The organism is Bifidobacterium sp. ESL0775, from assembly GCF_029395475.1.
Lineage (GTDB): Bacteria > Actinomycetota > Actinomycetes > Actinomycetales > Bifidobacteriaceae > Bifidobacterium.
The window spans coordinates 1,822,398-1,844,573 of record NZ_CP113917.1 but is presented as its reverse complement, the minus strand read 5'-3'; the positions used below and the strand labels follow the sequence as shown (position 1 = coordinate 1,844,573).

Here is a 22,176-nt window from a genome sequence, read left to right as displayed (position 1 = left end):
TAGTTCGTACACAACAGATACGGAAAGGTGATGGCTTCATCAGGCTGTCACCTTTTCCTATGTTTCCCTATGGTCCCGCATAGCGTCTCCTCAAAGATCATTGCTTCAGCATTCGCCCTTAGAGTCTCGCTGCCATGATGGGCATGCGTTCCTGCACCGCCATCACCCGTGAGGCGTCCTGTGGTGGCATGGCCAGCCGTGCGGTGGTGATTCCGCCGTCATCGCGGTGCGGGTTGCCGGTCACGGTCGCCTTCGGCGCCAATGTGCAAATCCGGCCCGTCGATTCCATTGGCGCCGCGTCGCTGCCGCCATCGGTTTCTCCCGTCTCTCCGGCGTCAGCCGGCGTTTGTCCGTTTCCAGATCCGTCACTCCCAGCGTCATCGGCTGTCGGTTGATTTTCTGCGTTCGGTGCATTCGCCGGTTGCTGGCCCTGCGGCTGGGGCTGGCTTATCGGATTGGGCACGGATTCGCATCCCGCGCTGCCGACCAGCGACACCTTGTCGCCGACAATCAGCGAGGCCTGTGAGCCGCTGACGCGCACATCGATGACCGTCAAGCCATGGCCAACTATCGGGGAGGCCCGTGCCATCGGCCTTGAGATGACGCTGCCGGCGGCGATATCGACCTGCGCCACCAATCCATCCACCGCTTCGTTGGACGTGAACATCGTCGACAATGCGGGGCTGTCGGCGATGTTCACGAGCCGGACGTCATCGGCGTTAATGGTGTGGCCGCGTTTGATGGCGTGCACGGCGGTGACCACGGATTTGGTGGCCATGCTGCTCGTCACCGATTGCAATGCGAAGAACACCGCCAGTCCCGCGCACAACGCCGCCAACAGCGTTCGCAACCGCCGCATGTCGCGTCGCTGTTTGAGCGTTGGTTTTCGTCCTTCGCCGGGTTGTCCGCCAATATGAAAATGGTTCGTCATGCCTACCATGATGGACCATAATCGAAAATTTCCGAGGGAAAAACGACCACTGTGGTCGAACGCTAGGGCTTATGCACATCACAGGTGTGTCGCGGTGGAGTGATGAAAGGAGTTATCCACACCCAACGTCTCGTATGAATACGCAAGTTTTACGCGATGTGAGGATATGAAAAGCCGATGCGCCCAGATAGGCGATGCATCGGCCGAAAAGGATGAAAACCCGCAGTGAGAAATCCGTAAAAAGCTTGGAATTTACAGGGTTATCTGCCAATCACTTCTTGGACGTGGAAGACGACCCGCCCTTGTCGGTACGATAGAAGCCATGCCCCTTGAACTCGATGGGGACCGCCGAATAGACCTTGCGCACCTGTTCCTTGCCGCATTTCGGGCAGACGGTGATGGGGTCGTCGGAAAATGACTGCTGCTCGGTGAAATCGTATCCACAATTCTTGCAACGGTAATGATAGGTAGGCAACGGTCCCTCCAGCAAAAGTAAAAAACTCAACGACTCGACTGTTCATATCCTAGTCCAAGCCCCGACGCTGTTCGTCGCGGGTGAAGCCAAAGTGAGCGCTCGGGTGTGATTACGGCATCTACCGGCAGATCGTGCGCCTCGTGGGGCGCCGCATCGTGCTCGTCGATGCATTCCCAATCCCAGCAGACGCCGACTTTGATCGCGTCGGGCCGGCAAAGCCCGAGAACCTGGTCGTACCAGCCTCCGCCGCGTCCGAGCCTGGTCCCGTCAAGGTCGATGGCGAACGCAGGGATGAACACGATTTTCACGTTTTCAATCGCCTCCGGTCCAAGGACCTCACCATTCGGTTCTTCCGGCCGCAACCCGCCGGTGGCGGTGCGTGGCATCTCGCGCAGCCCGTTCTGGCCCGTGTATTCGCTCCAGCCGATATCGCGTCCGGCGCCGAGTCGCGGCACCAGTACGCGTGCTCCTCGTTCCAGCAGCCATTCCAACAAATCCAGCGTCGGCACCTCCGTGCCCATCGAAACGTACGCCGCCACGGTGTCGCCTGCGACCAGCGAGATGCAGTGCTGATCATGATTCGCGGCGCGTATCGCAACTCCACGGGACACAGGTCGCCCACCCGCGAGCAACGCCTTCGCTTGGCCTGCCAACGTTTTCCCAGCCGCGGCGCGTTCGGCTTCGCTCACCGTCTTGCGCTTGGCTATGGCGGCGTGGCGCATACGTCCCTTGAGCGTTTCCATCGTCGTGTCCGTATCGTTTCCCATGCCTCCATGCTAGACGCAGGTGGTGGAGTGGTGTCAAGGAAACTTATTTTCGGTTTCTCACGAAGTAGGCGTGTATATCTCTTTGACTCGTGTGAAATAGGGCGTATTTTCCGATTCACGTGAAGTAAGGCGCATACGCGTACTATGAACGTGTGTCAGTCTTCCGCTCGCTACGCAACGCGCTTACGCCCAATCCCCATGCCATCTCCATGCCCCGCGAGCTGGTGCCGCCCGAAGGCGCCATCCAGATTCGCCTGCGTCCGATGGTCGCCGAGGACGAGGCCGAGTGGAACGATGTCCGGCAACGGAATATGGCGTGGCTTACGCCTTGGGATTCCAGCGATCCGATGCATGGGCCGAGGCTGACGTTCAACACCTGGCTCCAGCGGCAGCGCCTCGACGAGGAATCCGGGGCCGGCGCCCTGTTCGTCATCGAATACCAGATGGCCATTATCGGCCAGATTTCTTTGGGCGCGGTGTGCTACGGGTCGATGCGCTCGGCCAATATCGGTTATTGGGTCGACCAGGGTCATGCAGGTCTTGGCGTGGCGCCTTTGGCCGTGGCGATCCTCGCGGATTGGGCGATGCTTGATGCCGCCGGCCCGCGTCTGCACCGTTTGGAGATCTCGATGCTGCCCGAAAACGAGCGTTCCCGCCGTGTCGCGCAGAAACTTGAGGCTCATCACGAGGGCTTGCGTCTCAAAAGCATGTTCATCCACAACCAGTGGCGCGACCACGATGTCTATAGCCTCTTGGCCGAGGATGCGCCGCAGGGTTTCGCGCGCCGTTTGCTTGCATGACACGCCGAATTACACGCGTGTAAAAAGTCACTAACACTCTCTATTCTTGGGTGTATGGATTATACGTGGGTGAGCAGCATTGTTGTGCTGGTCATTCTCGCGATTCTGATACTTGGCTGGCTGCCACGTCGTACGGCGGATAGCATGAACAGGGTGGTCGAGCACCGTGAGGACAAGTACTCGCCGTCGTTGCATCTGGTGGATGCGCGCAGCGGCACACGGTTCTGCGATGATCGTCAGCCTTTGTCGGAAGGGGTTCTCATGCGTTCGGAACAGACAAATATCGTGACGGGGTCATCGGCTCGGTCGATCGCCGGCCCTGCAAAAGCCGGCAAAGAGCGCGCGAAGGTCGCCCATATCCGCAAGTTGCGCCGTGAAGCCGCCCATCGTCGGGCCATCATTTCCGCTTCATTGCTGGTCGTCACACTGCTTGTTTTCGGCATTTCGTTCCCGTTGAAGTTCAGCCCGTTGTTCGCCTTGATTCCCGCGGTTTTGCTGGCCGTGGTGGTGGCGCTCGGCATACGCACCGCCAATCACGCCCGCGCGTGGGAACGCAATCTGAAGGCCAAGCGCCAGACGGCAGCCAAGGCTCAAAAGAGTGGTTCACGGCCCGCCAAGCAAAACAATGTCGCCGTTCGCGATGCCGCCCAGGCTCTTGTTTCGGTGGACGAGCAGCCGACCGGCATGATGGCCGAGCATGAGATCGAGCAGGCTTTGCGTGAGACCAAGGCCGAGAAAGAGCGTATCGAGCGTCAGCGTGCCCGCAATCAGCAGACGAAAGACCGTAAGGATTCCCAAAAGGGTGCCTCGCGTCAGGCCGCTGATGTGGGTGTGACTTCCAGCAGCAAGAAGGCCGCGCCATCCTCTTCGCCGGCCAAGACTAAACAGCGTAAATTGCAGGCGGCATCGCCGTCCGTCAATAAGTCTCAGCAGTCGAAAGAAGGGCAAGACGCTCCGAAGTCGGTAAAGCCAGTAAAGCAGGCGAGTCAAGCATCTAAGAGCCGCAAACATACCTCTCCAGCCGATTCTCTTCCCGTGCAGCATGCTGCGGCGTCGAAGACGCAACCCCAAGAGCCCAGCGACGCCACCCACGAGTTGAAGCAGGTCCATCCAGCCCCGGCTTTGGATGTCGTTGACCTGGCGTCGAACCAGGACCTCATCTCCTTCTCCTTGGGGGCGCCGCGCAACGGCGTCGAGGTCAAGAGCGAGGAGCCGAAGAGCCTCGAGATCAAGTCCACCCGCCAGGTCGCCAAGGCCAAGGCCACAGCGAAACCGGAAGACGCCTCCGAGAACAGGAAATCCGCGAAGAAGAGCCGCAAGCGTGCCAAAGTCGCCACCAAGAAGAACGGCAAGACGAATGACGATTCCCGCGCTTACGCCAGCGATCCTGAGGAATTCCACGCCTCTGAGCTCTCGGCCGATGCCGAGGCGCCGGCGGTGTCTTCCGATTCCTTGGGAACGGGGTTGGAGAAGATTCTCGAGCGTCGCAACGTCTGAGCAATAGACTCAAGATTTTATTTCTCTACTTGTTACATGGTTTGTTTGTTGGAATACCAACGTTTGTGACCCTCAATTGTGAAGGTTTCACTCAGAGCGTTAGCACTCGGGTTGGCAGAGTGCTAATTTTCGCGCTACGATAGACAGGTAAGCGCAAAGGGACGGTGCCGAAAGTGATCGTCAGCCTCTGAAAGCGGTGTCCTCGCGCGAGGAAATAAACTCTCACTTAAGAAAGAGGAGGTCCACAGTGTCGATCTCACTTACACCGTTGGAAGACAAGATTATTGTCAAGCAAGCTGAAGCGGAGACGCAGACGTCATCCGGCCTTTACATTCCGGACAACGCCAAGGAAAAGCCGCAGCAGGGCGAGATTCTGGCCGTCGGCCCAGGTCGTCGCGATGACAACGGCAAGCGCATCCCGATGGATGTCAAGGTCGGAGACAAGGTGCTCTATTCCAAGTACGGCGGCACCGAGGTGCACTACAAGGGTGAGGATTACCTCATCGTTGGCGCCCGCGACGTGCTCGCGATCATGAACTGATCGCGTAGTCGCCAAGTTTTATCAGATGCGTTCCAGCCATGTAAACGGCTGGGACGCATTTTTGTTTTGTTCCGTCTTGAAAGCGAACCGCAACGTAGGCAATATCTCTTTTGCGGCTTACAATGACGGGTATGACTTTCAAACATCGTGCCATAGTTGATACCATCCCCGCCTACAAGCAGGGCAAGCCGGCCCCCGCAGTCGCGGGCCAGCGTTCCTACAAGATCTCCAGCAACGAGAATCCGAACCCGCCGCTGCCAAGCGTGCAGAAGGCCATCGAGGACCATGCGCTCGACCGCATCAACCGCTACCCGGACATGGGTGGTTGGCAGGTCATCGAACGTCTTGCCAAGGATTATGAGGTCGGTCAGGACGAGATCGTCCTCGGCTGCGGATCTACCGAGGTCATCACCCAGCTCACCAACCTGCTGGCAGGCCCTGGCGACGAGGTGATCTACCCGTGGCGCAGTTTCGAGGCGTACCCGATCATCGTCTCCGGCGCCGGCGCCACCAGCGTCCAGATCCCCAACCGTCCCGACGGCGGCCACGACATCGACGGCATGATCGCCGCGATCAACGACAAGACCCGCATGATCATCGTCAACAACCCCAACAACCCTACTTCCTCCTCGGTCAGTGACAAGGATGCCCGCCGCCTGATGGAAGCCGTTCCCAGTGACGTCATTGTGCTCTTCGACGAGGCCTACATCCACTTCAACACGGCCCCGGACACCAGCGTGGGCATGAAGCTCTATCGCGAGTACCCGAACATCGTCGTGGCGCACACCTTCTCCAAGGCCTACGGCCTGGCTGGTCTGCGCATCGGCTACGGCGTAGCCCAGCCCGACGTGATCACCGGCATGCGCAAGATGTCGCTGCCGTTCGGCGTCACGCAGTCAGCCCAGATCGCGGCTATCGCCTCGCTCGATGCCAAGGACGAGCTTATGGAGCGTGTGCAGGGGATCATCGGCGAACGCGGTCGCGTAGTCAAGGCGCTGCGCGAGCAGGGATGGGACTTCCCGGAACCGTACGCGAACTTCTTCTGGCTGCCGTTGGGCGACAAAACCGCCGAGGCCGCCGCGCGTTTCACGGCCAAGGGCCTTTCCACCCGCGTCTTCGACGGCGAGGGCATCCGCATCTCCATCGGCGAGACCGAGGCCAACGACAGGGTCATCGAGGTCTGCAAGGGCCTCAAAGCCGACGGCATCGCCTGAGGCGAAGCTCAAGGTCAGGCCAGGCATTTGTCCTGATGTGAAAATCGTTACAGAACGCCGTCATTCCAACGTTTCGCTGGTTTGGCGGCGTTCTGTTCCCGACACACTTGGCGTGTCGTGGGCTTGCATCCGTCTGCGGTCCGTGCCATTATAGTCAAGTTGCCTGCTTCGAGGCTTTCAAGCCAAGAAGTGAGTGATTGGCGGATTTCCCAAGCGGTCAAAGGGAGCTGACTGTAAATCAGCCGCTGATAGCTTCAGTGGTTCGAATCCACTATCCGCCACGCCTCGATAGCTCAGTGGTAGAGCACTTCCTTGGTAAGGAAGAGGTCGTGAGTCCGATTCTCACCCGAGGCTCTCTGGCGGGATAGCTCAGCTGGCTAGAGCGTACGACTCATAATCGTAAGGTCAAGAGTTCAAGCCTCTTTCCCGCTACAAACTTCCGACATACGTCGGCAGGAACGACACGCAGAAGGTGAACCAATGGCAAGCAAGAGCGCAGCAGTCCGTCCGGGCATCACGCTGGCATGCACGGTGTGCAAAGAGCGTAACTACATCACGACCAAGAATCGTCGCAACACGCCGGATCGTCTCGAACTGAAGAAGTTCTGCCCGCGTTGTGGCAAGGAAACCGTGCACCGCGAGACTCGTTGAGTCCTAGCGGTATTGAAGCCTGACTTCGGTCGGGCTTTTTTCATATTTGCCCGCAAATACACGGAAAGATGGATACCACGTCATGACCACGCATGCAGACTCGTTAAAAACGACAACCCCCACATTGGCGCAATTGACCACCATTGGCGTGGGCGGAGCCGTTGGCCGCTTCATCGAGCCGCAAAGCGAAGAGGAATTCATCGCCGCTGTGCGTGATGCCGATGCCGCGGGATCGCCGCTTTTGGTGATTGGCGGCGGATCGAACCTGTTGATCGCCGATGAGCCGTTCCATGGCGTCGTGGTACGCGATAAGCGGCAGGGCATTTCCGTGTTGGACGACGATGCCCATGCCGGTGCGAACGCCAGTGTCGTCGCCATCGTGGCCCAGGCGGGTGTGAACTGGGACGATTTCGTGGACTTTTGCGTGGTTTCCGGTTTCTCCGGGGTGGAAGGGCTTTCCGGTGTTCCTGGTTCCGTCGGGGCTTCGGTGGTGCAAAACATCGGCGCCTACGGCCAGGAGGTCGCCTCAACCGTGTCTTCGGTCCGCATTTTCGATCGCGAAAGTGGCAGTATACGCCAGCTTGATCGTGACGATATGCGTTTTGGATACCGTAGTTCGGCTCTGAAGTCCAGCATGTATAGCGCTCCGGCGGTTCCGTCCGGCGACTATTTTCCGACACCGCGCTATGTGGTGCTTTCGGTCACTTTTGCATTGCGGCGCAACGGGACCGACGAGGTCGCGTTCGGCCAGCTGGCCAAGGCCCTCGGCGTTGCAGTGGGGGAGCGGATGCCGATTGCCGACATTCGTCGGGCCGTGCTCAAGGTGCGTGCCGCCAAAGGCATGTTGGAGGACCCGGGCCGATACCTGTTGCCATTGATGCGCGGCTGCAAGAATTTCCATATCGTTGCCGATGCGTTGTCGGCGAATTCGTTGGCGAGTCGTGAGCAACCGGCCAACATGAATGATGAAGCCGGATCGCAGCCGAACCTCAACCGCCACAGTTGCGGTAGCTTCTTCATGAACCCGATATTGACCAAGGCCCAGGCAGAAAAGCTTCCGCCAGACGCCCCGCGTTTCGACGCGACCTTGCCCGACGGCGAACCTGGTGTCAAGACCTCGGCCGCGTGGCTGATCGACCATGCCGGTTTCCACAAGGGTTACAAGGTGCGCCCCGACGCCAAAGCCGGCCTCTCGACCTTGCACACGCTCGCCCTGACCAACCGTGGCGGCGCCAAGGCCAGCGATGTCGCCGAGCTGGCGCGTGCCATCCAGAACGGCGTGGAGGCGAAATTCGGCATCCGCTTGGTTCCCGAGCCTGTGGTCGTCGGCATGGATCTGCGGTGAACGGAAGCGCAGAATATCGCGTGCCGGGAATGGATTCCACTTCACTGCGAATTATTCAGCGATAGAGATGCCTATTATGCCATATTCGTCTCGGTGTCTATTATTCGATAGTTCTTTCATTTCTGTCGAATAAAATGTTCGATATACGAACCAAGTGGCATTATCGTCATGCCTTATTCCTATCCTTTCGGTAGGTCTTTTTTATGAAGACAACGAGGAAATGAGAAGGGTTAACACCAATGAATCTGTTCAGAACGAAGTCAGTGGAGCAGACGCTCGCCGAAACCGCCACCGGTGACCGCAAACTGGTGCGCAATCTTGGGGCTTGGGACCTCGCCGTCATGGGCGTGGCCGTCGCCGTGGGCGCTGGCATCTTCTCCGTCGGCGCGCAGGCCATCGCCTTCCACGCCGGCCCCGCCGCCATCATCAGCTTCCTCATCGCCGGCATCATCTGCGCGGCGGCCGTGATGTGCTATGCCGAGTTCGCCTCGATGATCCCCGCGGCCGGTTCGGCCTATACCTTCACCTACACCACAGTGGGCGAGCTGATGGCATGGGTCATCGGCTGGGACCTCATCCTCGAGATGCTCATGGCCAGCTCGGTGATCGCCAAATACTGGAGCGTCTACCTCAACGATTTCCTCCACCTCATCGGCTTCAACTCGAGCACCGAGATCAATTTCGGCTGGTTCACCTTCGATTGGGCCCCGCTGATCGTCGTCGCGTTTTTCACTGTCTTGCTCGTATTCGGCACCAAGATCGGCGCCCGCGTCGACGGCGCGTTCACGATTCTCAAGATCGGCATCGTCGTCTTCGTGGTCATCGTCGGCTTCTTCTATATCAAACCGTCCAACTATGTTCCGTTCATCCCGCCATCCCAGCCCGCCAGTTCGGTGCCGGGGGCCGCGTCCAACGGCATCATGACCCAGCCGCTCTTCCAATGGATTATCGGACAACAACCCACGATCTACGGCATCTCCGGCATCATCTCCGGCGCCGCCCTCGTCTTCTTCGCGTTCATCGGCTTCGATGCGGTCGCCACCGTCAGCGAGGAGACCAAGGACCCCGCGCGCAACGTGCCGCTCGGCCTCGGCCTGGGCATGGTGCTTGTCATCGTCATGTACGTCCTCGTCACCGTCGTCACCACCGGCATGGTCTCCTACAAAGACCTCGCCAAAGCCAAGGACCCGTCGCTGGCCACCGGTTTCGAGCTGGTCGGCGCCACATGGGCCGCCAAGATCATCTCCTTCGCCATCGTGCTGGGCTTGACGACCGTGGTCATGGTCATGCTGCTCTCCCTGACCCGCGTGGTCTTCGCAATGAGCCGTGACGGCCTGCTTCCGCGTGGCCTCTCCAAGGTCGGTAAGCACGGCACGCCCGCCAAGCTGCAGATCGCCGCCAGCGTCCTGGTCGCCTTCGTCGCCTCCTGCTTCAACATCAACGTCCTTTCCGACATGATCAACATCGGCACGCTTTCGGCCTTCACCCTGGTCGCGATTTCGGTGCCGATCATGCGCAAGAAGCGTCCCGACCTGCACCGTTCGTTCAAGATTCCCGGCAATCCGTGGATCCCGATCCTCATCGCCATCGCGAACCTCTGGCTGATGCTCAATCTTTCGGTGCTTACTTGGATCCGTTTCGTGGTCTGGCTGTTGATTGGCTTCTGCATCTACTTCGGCTACTCCTACAAGCATTCCCGTCTGGGCAATGGCGAGCTCGATGCCGACCTCAACAAGGTGAAGGCCGCGAGGGCCGAGCAAGCCAAGGTCGAGAAAACCGTGGCTGGGGAAGCCGGGACGGCCAAAGCGGAAACAGCCAAGGCCGAACCTGGCGAATGACCGTCGTCGCGTTAACGTAACCTAAAGAAAGCTCAGGTTGTAAGGAGGCCTCAATGGCTTATGTGATTGCTCAGCCCTGCATCGACGTCAAGGACAAGGCGTGCGTCGACGAATGCCCGGTCGACTGCATCTATGAGGGTGAGCGCACGCTCTATATCAACCCCAACGAATGCGTGGATTGCGGCGCCTGCGAGCCCGTGTGTCCCACCGAGGCGATCTTCTACGAGGACGACGTTCCCGAGGAATGGGCGTGGTACAAGGATGCCGCTGTGACCTATTTCAACGATATCGGTGATCTGGGTGGTGCCCAGGCCGCTGGTCCGTCCGGCAAGGACGAGGCCCGCATCGCCGCCCTGCCCCCGCAGAATCAGGACTGATTTTTCTGCGTAGGTTTTTCAAACCCACATATCTTCGTCTTTCAGACGTCAAGGTACGTGGGTTTTGTGATTGATGAGCGCAACGAAGTGCGGATTACGATTTGGCATTGCCGCCGGTATCATCGCAAGTAGGCATTTTCTTTGAATAAGATACGCGAAAGGCGGCGCAATGGGTTTCTACAGGTTTGATTCTCCATACGATTGGAATCGTGTCGCGCCTTATAAGGAAACGGCGAAGAAGGCTCCCGGCGGCATGGTCGACCTCTCCGTCGGCTCGCCGGTCGATCCGGTGCCGGCCAGCGTGCAGCGGGCGCTCGCGGGCTCGACGGATCTGCCCAATGCCCATGGTTATCCGACGGTCGCTGGAACCGGGACCTTGCGCAAAGCCGTGGAAGAATGGTTCCGTGTCAACCGCGGGGTAGATTTCGACGCGATCAACGCCGATTTCGTCCCCACGGTCGGCTCCAAGGAAGCCGTCGCGCTGATGGCCTCGCTGCTCCATTTCGGCCCGGGTGATGTCATCGTGCAACCCGAGGTGTCATACCCCACGTACGATATCGGCACGCAACTGGCCGGAGCCAAGACCTACAAGGCCGCCGACATCGCCGACGTCAACTCGTGGCGCTCCATTCCCGGTGTCAAAGCCATTTGGGTCAATTCCCCCTGCAACCCCACTGGTGAGGTCCTCTTGGCCGCGCAGCTTCACGACATCGTCGCTGCGGCCCGCGAGATCGGTGCGGTGGTTCTTTCCGACGAATGCTACGGCCTGCTGACATGGACGGGAGAGAATGGAGTGGCACCCACCCCGGCTCCGTGCATGCTGCAACCTGACGTCTGCGACGGCAGCGCCGAGGGCATTCTCGTGCTCTACTCGTTGAGCAAGCAGTCGAACATGGCCGGCTACCGCACCGCGCTCATCGCCGGCGACCCCGAGCTTGTCCGCCCGATGACCGTCTACCGCAAGCAGATTGGCGAGATCATTCCCGGTCCGATCCAGGCCGCGATGGCCGTGGCGTTGGGTGATTCCGAGGCGGTCAAAACGCAGCGCGCCCGTTATGCCAAACGCTTGCATCAACTGGTCGACGGCCTGTGCGCATACGGTTACGACGCGCACATGCCCCAGGGCGCCCTCTACGTCTGGGTTCGCGCCAAAAGCGACGATTGCTGGCAGGACATGGCCGACCTCGCGCGCCTAGGCATCATCGCCAGCCCCGGCGAGTTCTACGGTGCCCCCGCCTACCTGCGTTTCTCCGCCACCGCCACTGACACATCGATCGCCGAGGTCGTCTCCCGCCTTCGTGGCTGACAGAGCCGATTCACTCAACGTTCTGTAAAAAGTAGCGTTTTGTCTGTCGGATCCTGATTCTCATGCATGTTCAGTTGAACATGCGAGCAAACTCAGGATTCAGGGTTGATTTTGTTGATTTTCATCGCATGTTTGGTTAGGAACGAGCCGTAGTCCTACAAGTGCTTTGGGCGCGCATGGTGTTGAGAAGTGGTGTCGTTCAGGACTCGGGTTTGCTGTTGCCGGCGATCTGCTTGGCCTTCCAGTCGACGTGCTCCAAGCCGAGGGTGGCCGCGCCTGTGCCATAGCGTTCGCGGACGGCGTCGAGCACGGTTTCGGCGCTGCGGATACGTTCCTCGTTATTGTTGTCATTTCCGTGAGCGTCATCGCCGCGGGCGGCGTTATCTGTCTTGCCGCGTTTGACGTTGCTGTCACTGTCGCCATGGCTATCGTCGCCATTGCCGACTGCGCTGAGATCGTCGTTGCTGTGGTCTTGGTCGCCCTGATTACCAGGCCCAGCAGAATCGCCCAGCAAATCGTCGATGGTCAGCTGCACTGGGGTCTCGTCCTTGTCGCTCAACGAGCTGGCGCTGACACCGGCCAGACGCACCTCGCGCGGCAGGGGAGTGTCGTCGGCGGCGTCCGCCGGCATCCCGAGCATGGCCTTCAAAAGCGCCACGGATTCGGGATACATCGCCGCTGTGGTGTCGATGGGCCGTTCGAGCGTGTGCGCCTTGGTGGAGTAGCTCATGTCGGCGAACCGCAGCTTCACGTTCACGGTGCGCGCCACCAACCCCTTCTGCCGCAAGGCGTGTGTGACCTCATTGCTGCAGTGGTGCAGGAGCTCCCGCACCTCCTCGAAATTGCGTGTGTCGTGCTCAAAGGTGATTTCCGCTCCGATGGATTTCTCTGGCGCGTGGGTGACGATGGGCCGTTCGTCCTGCCCGCGGGCGGCGAGATAGAGGTTATGCGCGGTGATTTTCGAGCGCGTCGCCTGCAGCAGTGCGGTCTCGTCCATATCGGCCAGGTCGGCCACGGTCTTGACGCCCCATTCGTTGAGCCGCTTTTCCAGCGATGGCCCGATGCCAGGAATTCCTCGCAATGGCATCATCTGCACGAATTCGGCGTGCCGCGCCTTGGGGATCAGTAGCATCCCGTCAGGCTTGGCGTTGGTCGAGGCCATTTTCGCCACCAGTTTGTTGGCCGCGATACCCACCGAACAGGTGATGCTGAACCGCGCCGCGACCTGCGCGCGAATCCAAGCCCCGATGACGCTCGGCGACTTCCAGCGCAGCAACGCACTTGAGACGTCCATATAACCCTCGTCGACGGAGACCTGCTCGATCTGGTCGGTGACCTGCCTGAACACCTCGTCGAAAATCCGCTTCGACATCATCCGGTAGTAGGTCATGTCGACCCGCACGTACGCACCGCCGGGGCAGAGCTGCCGCGCCCGTACCATTGGCATCGCCGAATTGACACCGTATTTTCGTGCCTCGTAATTGGCCGCCGACACCACGCTTCGTGGCCCTGGCCAGCCGATGATGACGGGCCGGCCTCTTAGCTCCGGATGCCGCGCGATTTCCAGTGAGGCGTAGAAGGCGTCCATGTCGATATGCAGCACCGTGCAACCGGTCTCGTCGTGACCCCAGTCGCGTTTCGCGGCGGCGTTCCTTGGTGCTGTGCTCATGCTTCCATTCTAAGTGCGGGCCATGCCGTTCACTAGGCGTGTGAAACGGCTTCCAACCCGAAAGTCCATGGCTATGCCAACAGAAATGTATGACGTATCACGTTTTAACAACGCCTCTTCATCTATTGGGCATTGTGGTGTAGTTTAGGTGATTATGTCGTCTTCATCATCTCTCCAGAACCAGCCTGAACCAAAGGATTCCAGGCATGTCCAATTATCCGGTTCTCGCTTGGATGCCGTCTTCAACCGCATCCCTGTGGTGCTCATCATCATGGGCGAGGGCCTGATGATCTATCTGGCCACGTCGGTGGCCAAGCTGGCGTTCACCCAGCTTGACCCGCTGCTTGCGGCCTGGTACCGTGTCGGTTTCGTGGCCGTCCTGATGATGGTCTGGCGCCGCCCGTTTTCGAAGGCGAAACGAAGCGGCCTGCCACGCACCCCCCGCGATTGGTGGATCGTCGCGCTCGCGGGCATTTCCGTGATGCTGATGAACACGCTGTTCTATCTGGGGATGAGCAACATGGACATGGGCATTGCCGTCTCCATCGAATTCGTCGGGCCGCTTGGCGTCGCCGTCATCACCGGCCATAGTTGGCGCGAGCGGCTTGGCATCGTGCTCGCCGCCGCGGGTGTGGTGCTGCTCGCCGGTGTGTCGTTCGCGAACCCCGGCAAATACCCGCATTTCCTGCTGGGCCTCATCGCTATCCTCATCGATGGGGCGATGTGGGGCTGCTATATCATCTTCGGCCGCATGGTAGCCCAGCGCTCGAACCCGCTCGATTCCCTGACGGTGAGCATGTTCATCGGCTGGCTCGTGCAGTCCGTTTTCCTCGCCGTCCCGGCCGTCAAAGGCGTCATCAGCCCCAAGCCGGGCGCGACGTGGGCGCGTGGCGAATTCGGCGCGCTGAAATTGCTTGGAGTGATGTTGGTGGTCGCGATTTTCGCGTCGTTTGTGCCCTACATCATCGACCAGGTCATCATGCGCCGCGTCAGCTCCGCTCGCTATTCCGTCATCCAAGCCATCAATCCGGTCATGGCGCTGCTTGTCGGCTTGATTATCGGTGAGATTCCGACATTGGGCGATTTGGCGGGCGTCGCGCTGGTCATCATCGCCGTGGTGATCACGTTCTCCGGCCATCGTGCACCGGATCCGGAAACGATGTAGGAGGCGGGAGCGCCGGTATACGTCGTGGTTGTATCCATTGCCATCGCTGGACTTGGAAACGAGGTAGAAGGCGGGACACAGTGAAAATTCGGAGTGGCGCGCGTCGCCCGATGCTGTTATAGTAATCAAATGTTGCGCTTGGCGTTGTCGTGCGCAGCTCGGAGCTGTGCCTGAGTGGCCGATAGGGGCACCCTGCTAAGGTGTTAACTGCGCAAGCGGTTCGAGAGTTCGAATCTCTCCGGCTCCGCTTTAGAGGTATAAATGAAGACTGGTCGGGAGTAGGCTCAGGCTTACTCCCGACTTGTGTTTTGGATATTCGACACGGTGCAGATATCATCGTAAATCATGCTGAATCACATTAAATAATGGTGAGTTTTCATCAAATGCCCATCACGAAAATGTGCGGTTTCTTACTGTGCTGATTCGTCAAATAAGCTGGATAAGTTGCGTTTTCGTTTCGTTTAAGCGTATGAGTTTTTCTGATTCCGCATTGAATAACCCGGTTCTGCGGTATTTGCTATGGGGTGTTGTATGGGGAGCGCAGGAACATCCTTGTCCCTTGCTCCTTGCGGCAAGTCTAGCAAGATATGGCTTCGATCTGTCGCCCGTCTCAGGTTTTGAAATTTCAGATGGAATATTTTACATTCGGTTAATCGGGTGGAATCCTGCGACACGCGGCGAACATGAGGTGCCAAGGCTGCGTGAAGGCAAGGAAACCGGAGCGTTTCCGAATCCATTGTTTCCTGGGCATTCCGCAATAAAACTTGGATGCCACCGCACGTGCATGTTTTTAAGGATTATAAGATTATAAGGACGAAAGCCATCAAGACGGCAAGGCAAGGTAATCAAGCTTGATGCAAGGAGACGGATCAGTGAGCGCAGGCAGCGAACGAAACGGGACCATCGAGGGCTTTTCGACGCTCTCCGATCCCGTCGAGACTCCCGCGCACGATTCGTTCATCGAGAGGAAGTCCGAGTTCATCGGCGACGCCTGCCATATCCAGACATTGGACGAGGCGCTCGCGTTCGTGCAATCCGTCCGCGACCAGAACCCGAAGGCGCGTCACGTCGCTTTCGCCGCGATTCTGGGGGCCGCCAACGGTGCCGCCAAGGAGCGGATGAGCGATGACGGCGAGCCGAGCGGCACCGCCGGCAAGCCGATTCTCGACGTGATCCGCATGGGCAGGCTCACTGATTGCGTCATCACCGTCACCCGCTATTTCGGCGGCATTCTGCTTGGATCCGGTGGCCTCATCCGCGCGTATTCCACGGCCGCGTCGATGGCGGTGAAGGCGGCTCGTGTCGTCAGCATCGTGCCGATGCGGCATTATGAAGTCGTGCTGGAATACCCATGGCTTGGCCGCTTCGAGCAGCTGTTGGCTGGCGTGGGTGGCCAAGAGGAAAAGCGAGATTTCACCGATCGGGTCGTCGTAAGGTTCCATGTTCCGCGATCGAAGTCCGAAAGTTTCGAGGAACGGATTCGCGAAGCGTTCAATGCTCGTGCGAGGTTGACCCACCTGTGATGTCGATGCTTTGAATGGTGCTGAGGCGGATCTTGGATGTTTGCGCGCAATGCCGAATGTCTGCTTTACCACACATGGAATCGTATTTCCTGATTGACGGTGGTGGCGTCACATCAATAGGTCGGCTCTGCGGCTCGCGTTAAGCTGGAACCATGAGCGAAACGGGACAAGACACGACAAGCCAGGATCAAGACACGGCGCCACAGGACGCGACGAACGCACAATCAAACAATGCGGCCGATACGAATGATACGAACGATGGCGGCGCCAATTTCGAGCCACTGACCAACACTTACGAGGAGCTGCGCCATTCAGAGGATTCCGCGGAGCTAAGCCACTTCGCCCGCGAGCCGTTGCCGCCAAAGGAGAACCAGGCCGCCTTCTCCCGTGCCACGGCATTGCTTGAGGCGGTGGCCGGCAACCAGCACACCCCGCTGGAGGACCGAGTTTTCCTGGCCTCCACCATGCCGTTCCCGAACATCCTCGTCAAGCTTTCCGAGGATGGCAACGACGAGGTGCGCGCGGCCGTCGCCGGCAATCCGGACGACAAGAACTGGCTGGTGGGCAGGCTTACCAAGGACAAGGCGGCCGTGGTGCGCGAGGCCGCGTTGCGCAACCCGCAGGCCTCTTGGAAGATGCGCCTCGAGGGCGCGGAAAACCTGGAGACTTCCGCCGACACGCTCGATTTCCTCGCCAAGCTCGGCGTCGAGGAGGAGCCGAAGGCCCCCGTGGTGTTGGCGACGATGGTTCGTCGTGCGGCGGCGCTCAATCCCAACTGCTCCCAGGCCACGCTGGCCCGGCTCGTCAAAGACGAGGCGAGCGACGTCCAGCACGCCGCGACCGGCCGGTTGGCGGAGTAGTCGTTCGCGCGTTTGAATACGAGGGATTGAATGCCCTATGAATCAGCCCCGAATATATGTGCACGTTTGAAAGTCATCGTGACGGGCGGTCATCCCGTGATTCTTGGCGCGAGAGCGAGTGCGCGATTCGCCGTGTTGCGGTTAGTCAGGGGTTTAGGTACAATGGTAAGTTGTTGTGTTTCCCTAGAGGGGTCCTTCAAAGCGCTTTCCCACTCGCACTAGGACTTTCAGGGAGCCCACGGATAAAGCGGTCGGAAAGGCATCATCGTAAGGTTTTGCCGATTTGGCCGGGAACACAATATAAAGAAAAGGTACACTCGTGAAAACTTTCACACCGAAGCCAGCTGATCTGACTCACGACTGGTACATCATTGACGCCACCGACGTGGTGCTGGGCAAGCTTGCAACCAGGGCAGCGCTTTTGCTGCGCGGCAAGAACAAGCCGACCTTCGCTCCGAACGCCGATCTGGGCGATCACGTGATCATCATCAACGCTGAAAAGATCGCGTTGACTGGCAAGAAGATGGACAAGGTGCTCTATGCGCACTCCGGTCGTCCTGGCGGCCTCCGAGCCGACAGCTACGCCGATTTGCTCAAGCGCAACCCTGAGCGCATCATCCGCGAAGCGGTCAAGGGCATGATGCCGAAGAACCGTCTGTCCAAGGTCGAGCTCGATCGTCTCCACGTTTTCGCTGGTCCCGATCACCCGCACACCCCGCAGAAGCCCCAGCCGATTGAGATCGCTGCGGTTTCGCAGCAGGCCAAGTGAACCGAGAGGAGATAACGAATCATGGCTGAAAACACCAACAACTCCGCGGTTCAAGAGACCGAAGAGGAACTTACTTCATTCACTACCGAAACCAACGCCGGTGCTGGCACCGGTGCTTCCACGATCGCCCCGGGCTACGGTACGGGCCGCCGCAAGGAAGCCATCGCCCGCGTGCGCTTGGTTCCCGGTTCCGGCAAGTGGACCATCAACGGCCGCACCCTGGAGGAGTTCTTCCCCTCCCGCCTGCAGCAGCGTGAGGTCAACTCCCCAATCGTTCTGTTGAAGCTTGAGAACAAGTTCGATGTCATCGTCCTCGTTGAGGGCGGCGGCACCACCGGTCAGGCCGGCGCCATCCGCCTCGGCGTGGCCCGTGCGCTGAACGCCATCGACCGCGACGCCAACCGCGCTGCGCTCAAGAAGGCCGGCTTCCTCACCCGCGACGCCCGCGTCGTGGAGCGCAAGAAGGCAGGTCTGCACAAGGCACGTCGTGCGCCTCAGTTCTCGAAGCGTTGATTTTATCGTTTCATCAAAACCTCTCGGATCCTTTCGGGTTCGGGAGGTTTTTGTATATCCGGCACTCGCCAGCATGGCTTCTGGTCAAGGTCGGCAAGTAGATTCGGCGTAACAGCGCTTGATAGATTTGCGCTCCAACGAATTTACAAAGGAGTTCATCATGAAGCCAATGTCGGATTTCACCACGGACCTGCAGCACTCCGGTATGCCAGCCAAGGATTTGGACGAGACGATCGAGTTCTATACCAAGAAGCTCGGCTTTGAGCTGGTCGGCATTTTCCCGAACGGCGAGAACCGTTGCGCGTTCCTGCGTTATGGCCACCTGACCATCGAGACGTGGGAAGGCGATCCGGTGGCGATGAAGGACGGGGCCATCAACCATTGGGCCTTCGACACCCCCGACATCGAGGCCGCGTTCGAAAACGCCAAGGCGCTTGGGCTCGAATTGAAGGACGAGGAGATCCAGTCCATTCCCACCTTCTGGAAGAACGGCATCCGTTATTTCAACATTTATGGTCCTAATCGCGAGACCATCGAATTCTGCCAGATTGTCTGAGATGACAGCGTGTGGCGCGCATCGCGCATCGAGGTTTATTCCGGCGTAGCGTCTGAATGCTTTTGACTGGTTCATTGCGGCGGCAATCATGATGATGTTCATTCATGATTGCCGCCGTTTCGTATGCCGTCTTCTGATTACCGGATTTGATGGGCAGGTTGCCTGTGAGCGCTCACATCATTTGATTTCCAAAGACGAGGAATGTCCTATTTTGTTCATTTGAACATCCTTTCGGTGATTTCGAACAAAATCCGCGCAGATTCGAGAGAGATATCGTGCAAAAACGAACAGGAGATACCGCTTAACGCCCCAAGCTAAAACAAAACAACAAACGTAGCGTTCTCCCGTTATATTGTGACTTGATTCACATTTCAGAAGCGTATGTGACGCGAACATGACTGCGAACAGGAGGGGAAGTCATGACGACACAACCGAAGAACGCTGGGGCCACAGCCACCACAAAAACCACAACGAACGAAAAGCCCGATGTCAAGCGCGAGGTGGACCAACTGGTCGCCCGCGGCGTCGTGGCGTTGAACCAATTCGAGAGGCTCAACCAGGAGCAGGTCGACCGCATCGTCGCCAAGGCCTCGGTCGCGGCGCTGAACAAGCATTTGGTGCTGGCGGACATGGCCGTCGAGGAGACCGGCCGCGGCTTGGTCGAGGACAAGGCCACCAAGAACATCTTCGCCTGCGAGCATGTCACTCATTACCTGGCCGGGCAGAAGACGGTCGGCATCATCCGCGAGGACGACGTGATGGGCATCGACGAGATCGCCGAGCCGGTCGGCGTGGTCGCCGGCGTCACCCCGGTCACCAACCCGACCTCTACCACGATCTTCAAGTCGCTGATCGCTTTGAAGACCCGTTGCCCGATCGTCTTCGGCTTCCACCCCTTCGCTCAGAAGTGCTCGGTTGAGGCCGCGCGCATCGTGCGTGACGCTGCGGTGGCGGCCGGCGCCCCCAAGGATTGCATCCAGTGGATCGAACATCCTTCCGTCGAGGCCACTGGCGCGTTGATGACCCATCCCGATGTCGCCACGATCCTCGCCACCGGCGGCCCCGGCATGGTCAAGGCCGCGTATTCCTCCGGCAAGCCCGCGCTCGGCGTGGGTGCCGGCAACGCCCCCGCCTACGTCGATGCGAATGTCGACGTCAAGCGCGTGGCCAACGACCTGGTGCTTTCCAAGCACTTCGATTACGGCATGATCTGCGCCACCGAACAGGGCATCATCGCCCACACCGACGTCTACGAGCGTCTTGCCAGCGAACTCAAGCGCCGCAAGGCCTACTTCGTCAACGCCGATGAGAAGGCCAAGCTCGAACAGTACATGTTCGGCTGCACCGCATATTCCGGCGGCAAACCGAAACTCAACTCCATCGTTCCCGGCAAGTCGCCGCAATATATCGCCCGCGAGGCCGGTTTCACCGTCCCCGACGACGCCACGATCCTGGTCGCCGAATGCAAGGAAGTGGGGGAGCGGGAGCCGTTGACGCTCGAGAAGCTCTGCCCGGTCCACGCCATGCTGCGTTTCGACACCGAGGAACAAGGCTTCAAGATGTGCGAAGGCATGCTCAAATTCGGGGCCGGCCACACCGCCGTCATCCATTCCGACGACGAAGACCTCGTAAAGCGCTACGGCTTGCGCATGCACGCCTGCCGCATCGTCTGGAACCAACCTTCGGCGCTTGGCGGCATCGGCGACATCTACAACGCGATCGCCCCGTCCCTGACGCTCGGCTGCGGCTCCTACGGCGGCAATTCCGTCTCCGGCAACGTCCAGGCCGTCAATCTGCTGAACATCAAGCGCATCGCTCGAAGGAACAACAACATGCAATGGTTCAAAGTCCCGCCGAAGACCTATTTCGAGTCCAACGCCATCCGCTACCTGCGCGACATGTACAACATCCGCCGCGTGGTCATCGTCTGCGACAAGGTCATGGAGCAGCTCGGCGTCGTCGACAAGGTCATCGACCAGCTACGTAGCCGTCCGGATCCGGTCACCTTCCGCACCATCGATTACGTCGAGCCGGAGCCGTCCGTCGAGACGGTGGAGCGCGGCGCGGCCATGATGCGCGACGAGTTCCGCCCCGACACCATCATCGCGGTGGGTGGCGGCTCGCCGATGGATGCGGCCAAGATCATGTGGCTCCTCTACGAACACCCCGAGATCTCTTTCGACGACGTGCGCGAGAAGTTCTTCGACATCCGCAAGCGCGCCTTCCGCATTCCGCCGCTGGGGAGCAAGGCCAAGCTGGTCTGCATCCCGACCTCTTCCGGCACTGGCTCTGAGGTCACGCCGTTCGCCGTGATCACCGATCACAAGACCGGCTACAAGTACCCGATCACCGATTACGCGCTGACCCCGTCGGTCGCCATCGTCGATCCCGTCCTCGCCCGCACGCAGCCGCCGACCTTGGCCAGCAACACCGGCTTCGACGCGTTGACGCACTGCATGGAGTCCTACGTCTCCGTCTACTCCAACGACTTCACCGACGGCATGGCCCTGCACGCCGCCAAGCTCATCTGGGACAACCTCGAGACCTCGGTTCGCGCCGAGCCCGGTGAGGCCAAGAAAGCAGCGCAGGAGAAGATGCACAACGCCGCCACGATGGCCGGCATGGCCTTCGGCTCCGCGTTCCTTGGCATGTGCCACGGCATGGCCCACACCATCGGCGCGCTGTGCGACGTCGCCCACGGCCACACCAACGCGATCCTCCTGCCTTACGTCATCCGCTACAACGGCTCGATCCCGCAGGAGCCGACAAGCTGGCCGAAGTACAATAAGTACGTCGCCCCCGAGCGCTATCAGGAATTCGCCCGTGTGCTGGGCATCGACCCTGGTAAGACGCCGGAGCAGGGTGTGGAGAACCTCGCGCTCGCCGTGGAGGATTACCGCGACAACAAGCTTCACATGGATTCCAGCTTCCAGCAATGCGGCGTCGACGAGACGTATTTCTGGAGCATCCTCGACCAGATCGGCATGCGCGCCTACGAGGACCAGTGCACCCCAGCGAATCCTCGTATCCCGCAGATCGAGGACATGAAAGACATCGCCATCGCCGCCTACTACGGCGTCTCCCAGGCCGAGGGCCACGCCCGTCGCCAGGAGCGCGAGGGCGGAACCGCCGTCGCTGAAGTGGAGATCGTCGAAAGCTGAGAGCATAAAACAGGAAAATCATTATGCCTGCCGTTTCGCAACGGTAGGCATAATTGGTATTTTCGATGATATTCGTATGGTTTATCATCCAGGATTTGAATATTGTATGGACTGCTTTTTGGGGAAAACGGAATTGCCCAAACGCGATGGAAACTACATGGAAGTAGTATGCAAAGCCATGCAAATGCAAGCAATGCCAACGACACGCCCGAATTTTT

The 22,176-nt window shown here is 59.3% G+C and carries 20 protein-coding genes and 4 tRNA genes; 20 read left to right on the top strand and 4 right to left on the bottom strand.

Going from position 1 to position 22,176, the window contains the following annotated elements; all coding sequences use genetic code 11:
- Nucleotides 1-118: 118 nt before the first annotated feature.
- The 3 genes from OZX73_RS07210 to OZX73_RS07200 form a co-directional block, all read right to left on the bottom strand.
- Nucleotides 119-931 carry an SAF domain-containing protein gene (locus OZX73_RS07210; RefSeq protein ID WP_277148916.1) on the bottom strand — a complete coding sequence of 271 codons (813 nt, stop codon included), beginning with the start codon at nucleotides 929-931 and terminating at the stop codon, nucleotides 119-121.
- 271 nt (nucleotides 932-1,202) lie between these two features.
- Nucleotides 1,203-1,406, bottom strand: a complete 204-nt coding sequence (locus tag OZX73_RS07205; RefSeq protein ID WP_277148914.1) for an FmdB family zinc ribbon protein — start codon at nucleotides 1,404-1,406, stop codon at nucleotides 1,203-1,205.
- A gap of 26 nt (nucleotides 1,407-1,432) precedes the next feature.
- Nucleotides 1,433-2,173 (bottom strand): 5-formyltetrahydrofolate cyclo-ligase, encoded by a 741-nt coding sequence (locus tag OZX73_RS07200; protein WP_277148912.1) that lies wholly within the window; start codon nucleotides 2,171-2,173, stop codon nucleotides 1,433-1,435.
- A gap of 209 nt (nucleotides 2,174-2,382) precedes the next feature.
- Between OZX73_RS07200 and OZX73_RS07195 the strand changes: the two genes are divergently transcribed.
- From OZX73_RS07195 to dapC, 12 genes are all read left to right on the top strand, one after another.
- On the top strand, nucleotides 2,383-2,973 hold the full coding sequence (locus OZX73_RS07195) for a GNAT family protein (RefSeq protein WP_277150959.1): 591 nt from the start codon (nucleotides 2,383-2,385) through the stop codon (nucleotides 2,971-2,973).
- A 69-nt stretch (nucleotides 2,974-3,042) separates the two neighbouring features.
- Nucleotides 3,043-4,470, top strand: coding sequence for a hypothetical protein (locus OZX73_RS07190; protein ID WP_277148910.1), 1,428 nt, complete (start codon nucleotides 3,043-3,045; stop codon nucleotides 4,468-4,470).
- A gap of 247 nt (nucleotides 4,471-4,717) precedes the next feature.
- Nucleotides 4,718-5,011: a co-chaperone GroES gene (gene groES / locus OZX73_RS07185; RefSeq protein ID WP_277148908.1), complete on the top strand. Its 294-nt coding sequence runs from the start codon at nucleotides 4,718-4,720 to the stop codon at nucleotides 5,009-5,011.
- A 131-nt stretch (nucleotides 5,012-5,142) separates the two neighbouring features.
- Nucleotides 5,143-6,225, top strand: coding sequence for a histidinol-phosphate transaminase (locus OZX73_RS07180; protein WP_277148906.1), 1,083 nt, complete (start codon nucleotides 5,143-5,145; stop codon nucleotides 6,223-6,225).
- 199 nt (nucleotides 6,226-6,424) lie between these two features.
- Nucleotides 6,425-6,506, top strand: a tRNA-Tyr gene (locus OZX73_RS07175).
- 1 nt (nucleotide 6,507) lies between these two features.
- A tRNA-Thr gene (locus OZX73_RS07170) sits at nucleotides 6,508-6,579 on the top strand.
- 4 nt (nucleotides 6,580-6,583) lie between these two features.
- Nucleotides 6,584-6,657: transfer RNA gene (locus OZX73_RS07165), tRNA-Met, on the top strand.
- Between the two features lie 48 nt (nucleotides 6,658-6,705).
- Nucleotides 6,706-6,876, top strand: a complete 171-nt coding sequence (gene rpmG, locus OZX73_RS07160) for a 50S ribosomal protein L33 (protein ID WP_277143788.1) — start codon at nucleotides 6,706-6,708, stop codon at nucleotides 6,874-6,876.
- Nucleotides 6,877-6,958: 82 nt separating this feature from the next.
- On the top strand, nucleotides 6,959-8,221 hold the full coding sequence (locus tag OZX73_RS07155; protein ID WP_277148904.1) for a UDP-N-acetylmuramate dehydrogenase: 1,263 nt from the start codon (nucleotides 6,959-6,961) through the stop codon (nucleotides 8,219-8,221).
- A 239-nt stretch (nucleotides 8,222-8,460) separates the two neighbouring features.
- On the top strand, nucleotides 8,461-10,059 hold the full coding sequence (locus OZX73_RS07150; protein WP_277148902.1) for an amino acid permease: 1,599 nt from the start codon (nucleotides 8,461-8,463) through the stop codon (nucleotides 10,057-10,059).
- A 53-nt stretch (nucleotides 10,060-10,112) separates the two neighbouring features.
- Nucleotides 10,113-10,436 (top strand): ferredoxin, encoded by a 324-nt coding sequence (fdxA, locus tag OZX73_RS07145; protein WP_277148900.1) that lies wholly within the window; start codon nucleotides 10,113-10,115, stop codon nucleotides 10,434-10,436.
- 169 nt (nucleotides 10,437-10,605) lie between these two features.
- Nucleotides 10,606-11,742: a succinyldiaminopimelate transaminase gene (dapC, locus tag OZX73_RS07140; protein WP_277148898.1), complete on the top strand. Its 1,137-nt coding sequence runs from the start codon at nucleotides 10,606-10,608 to the stop codon at nucleotides 11,740-11,742.
- A gap of 199 nt (nucleotides 11,743-11,941) precedes the next feature.
- Here dapC and dinB read toward each other — a convergent pair whose 3' ends face one another.
- Nucleotides 11,942-13,411, bottom strand: a complete 1,470-nt coding sequence (dinB, locus tag OZX73_RS07135) for a DNA polymerase IV (protein WP_277148896.1) — start codon at nucleotides 13,409-13,411, stop codon at nucleotides 11,942-11,944.
- Between the two features lie 271 nt (nucleotides 13,412-13,682).
- Here dinB and OZX73_RS07130 point away from each other — a divergent pair, with 271 nt between their 5' ends.
- From OZX73_RS07130 to adhE, 8 genes are all read left to right on the top strand, one after another.
- On the top strand, nucleotides 13,683-14,576 hold the full coding sequence (locus OZX73_RS07130; protein ID WP_277150958.1) for an EamA family transporter: 894 nt from the start codon (nucleotides 13,683-13,685) through the stop codon (nucleotides 14,574-14,576).
- A 160-nt stretch (nucleotides 14,577-14,736) separates the two neighbouring features.
- Nucleotides 14,737-14,823 (top strand) — tRNA-Ser (locus OZX73_RS07125).
- Between the two features lie 655 nt (nucleotides 14,824-15,478).
- Entirely contained in the window at nucleotides 15,479-16,099 is a 621-nt protein-coding gene (locus OZX73_RS07120) for a YigZ family protein (protein ID WP_277150957.1), read from the top strand.
- Nucleotides 16,100-16,251: 152 nt separating this feature from the next.
- Nucleotides 16,252-16,959, top strand: coding sequence for an AbrB family transcriptional regulator (locus tag OZX73_RS07115; RefSeq protein WP_277148894.1), 708 nt, complete (start codon nucleotides 16,252-16,254; stop codon nucleotides 16,957-16,959).
- Nucleotides 16,960-17,278: 319 nt separating this feature from the next.
- Nucleotides 17,279-17,728 carry a 50S ribosomal protein L13 gene (gene rplM / locus OZX73_RS07110; protein ID WP_277148892.1) on the top strand — a complete coding sequence of 150 codons (450 nt, stop codon included), beginning with the start codon at nucleotides 17,279-17,281 and terminating at the stop codon, nucleotides 17,726-17,728.
- A gap of 21 nt (nucleotides 17,729-17,749) precedes the next feature.
- Nucleotides 17,750-18,241, top strand: coding sequence for a 30S ribosomal protein S9 (rpsI, locus tag OZX73_RS07105; RefSeq protein ID WP_277148890.1), 492 nt, complete (start codon nucleotides 17,750-17,752; stop codon nucleotides 18,239-18,241).
- Nucleotides 18,242-18,398: 157 nt separating this feature from the next.
- The gene (locus tag OZX73_RS07100) at nucleotides 18,399-18,797 is read left to right on the top strand and encodes a VOC family protein (RefSeq protein WP_277150956.1); all 399 of its coding nucleotides are present in this window, start codon (nucleotides 18,399-18,401) and stop codon (nucleotides 18,795-18,797) included.
- A gap of 419 nt (nucleotides 18,798-19,216) precedes the next feature.
- A complete protein-coding gene (gene adhE, locus OZX73_RS07095; protein WP_277148888.1) occupies nucleotides 19,217-21,958 on the top strand; it encodes a bifunctional acetaldehyde-CoA/alcohol dehydrogenase in 2,742 nt (913 codons plus the stop codon).
- Nucleotides 21,959-22,176 lie beyond the last annotated feature (218 nt).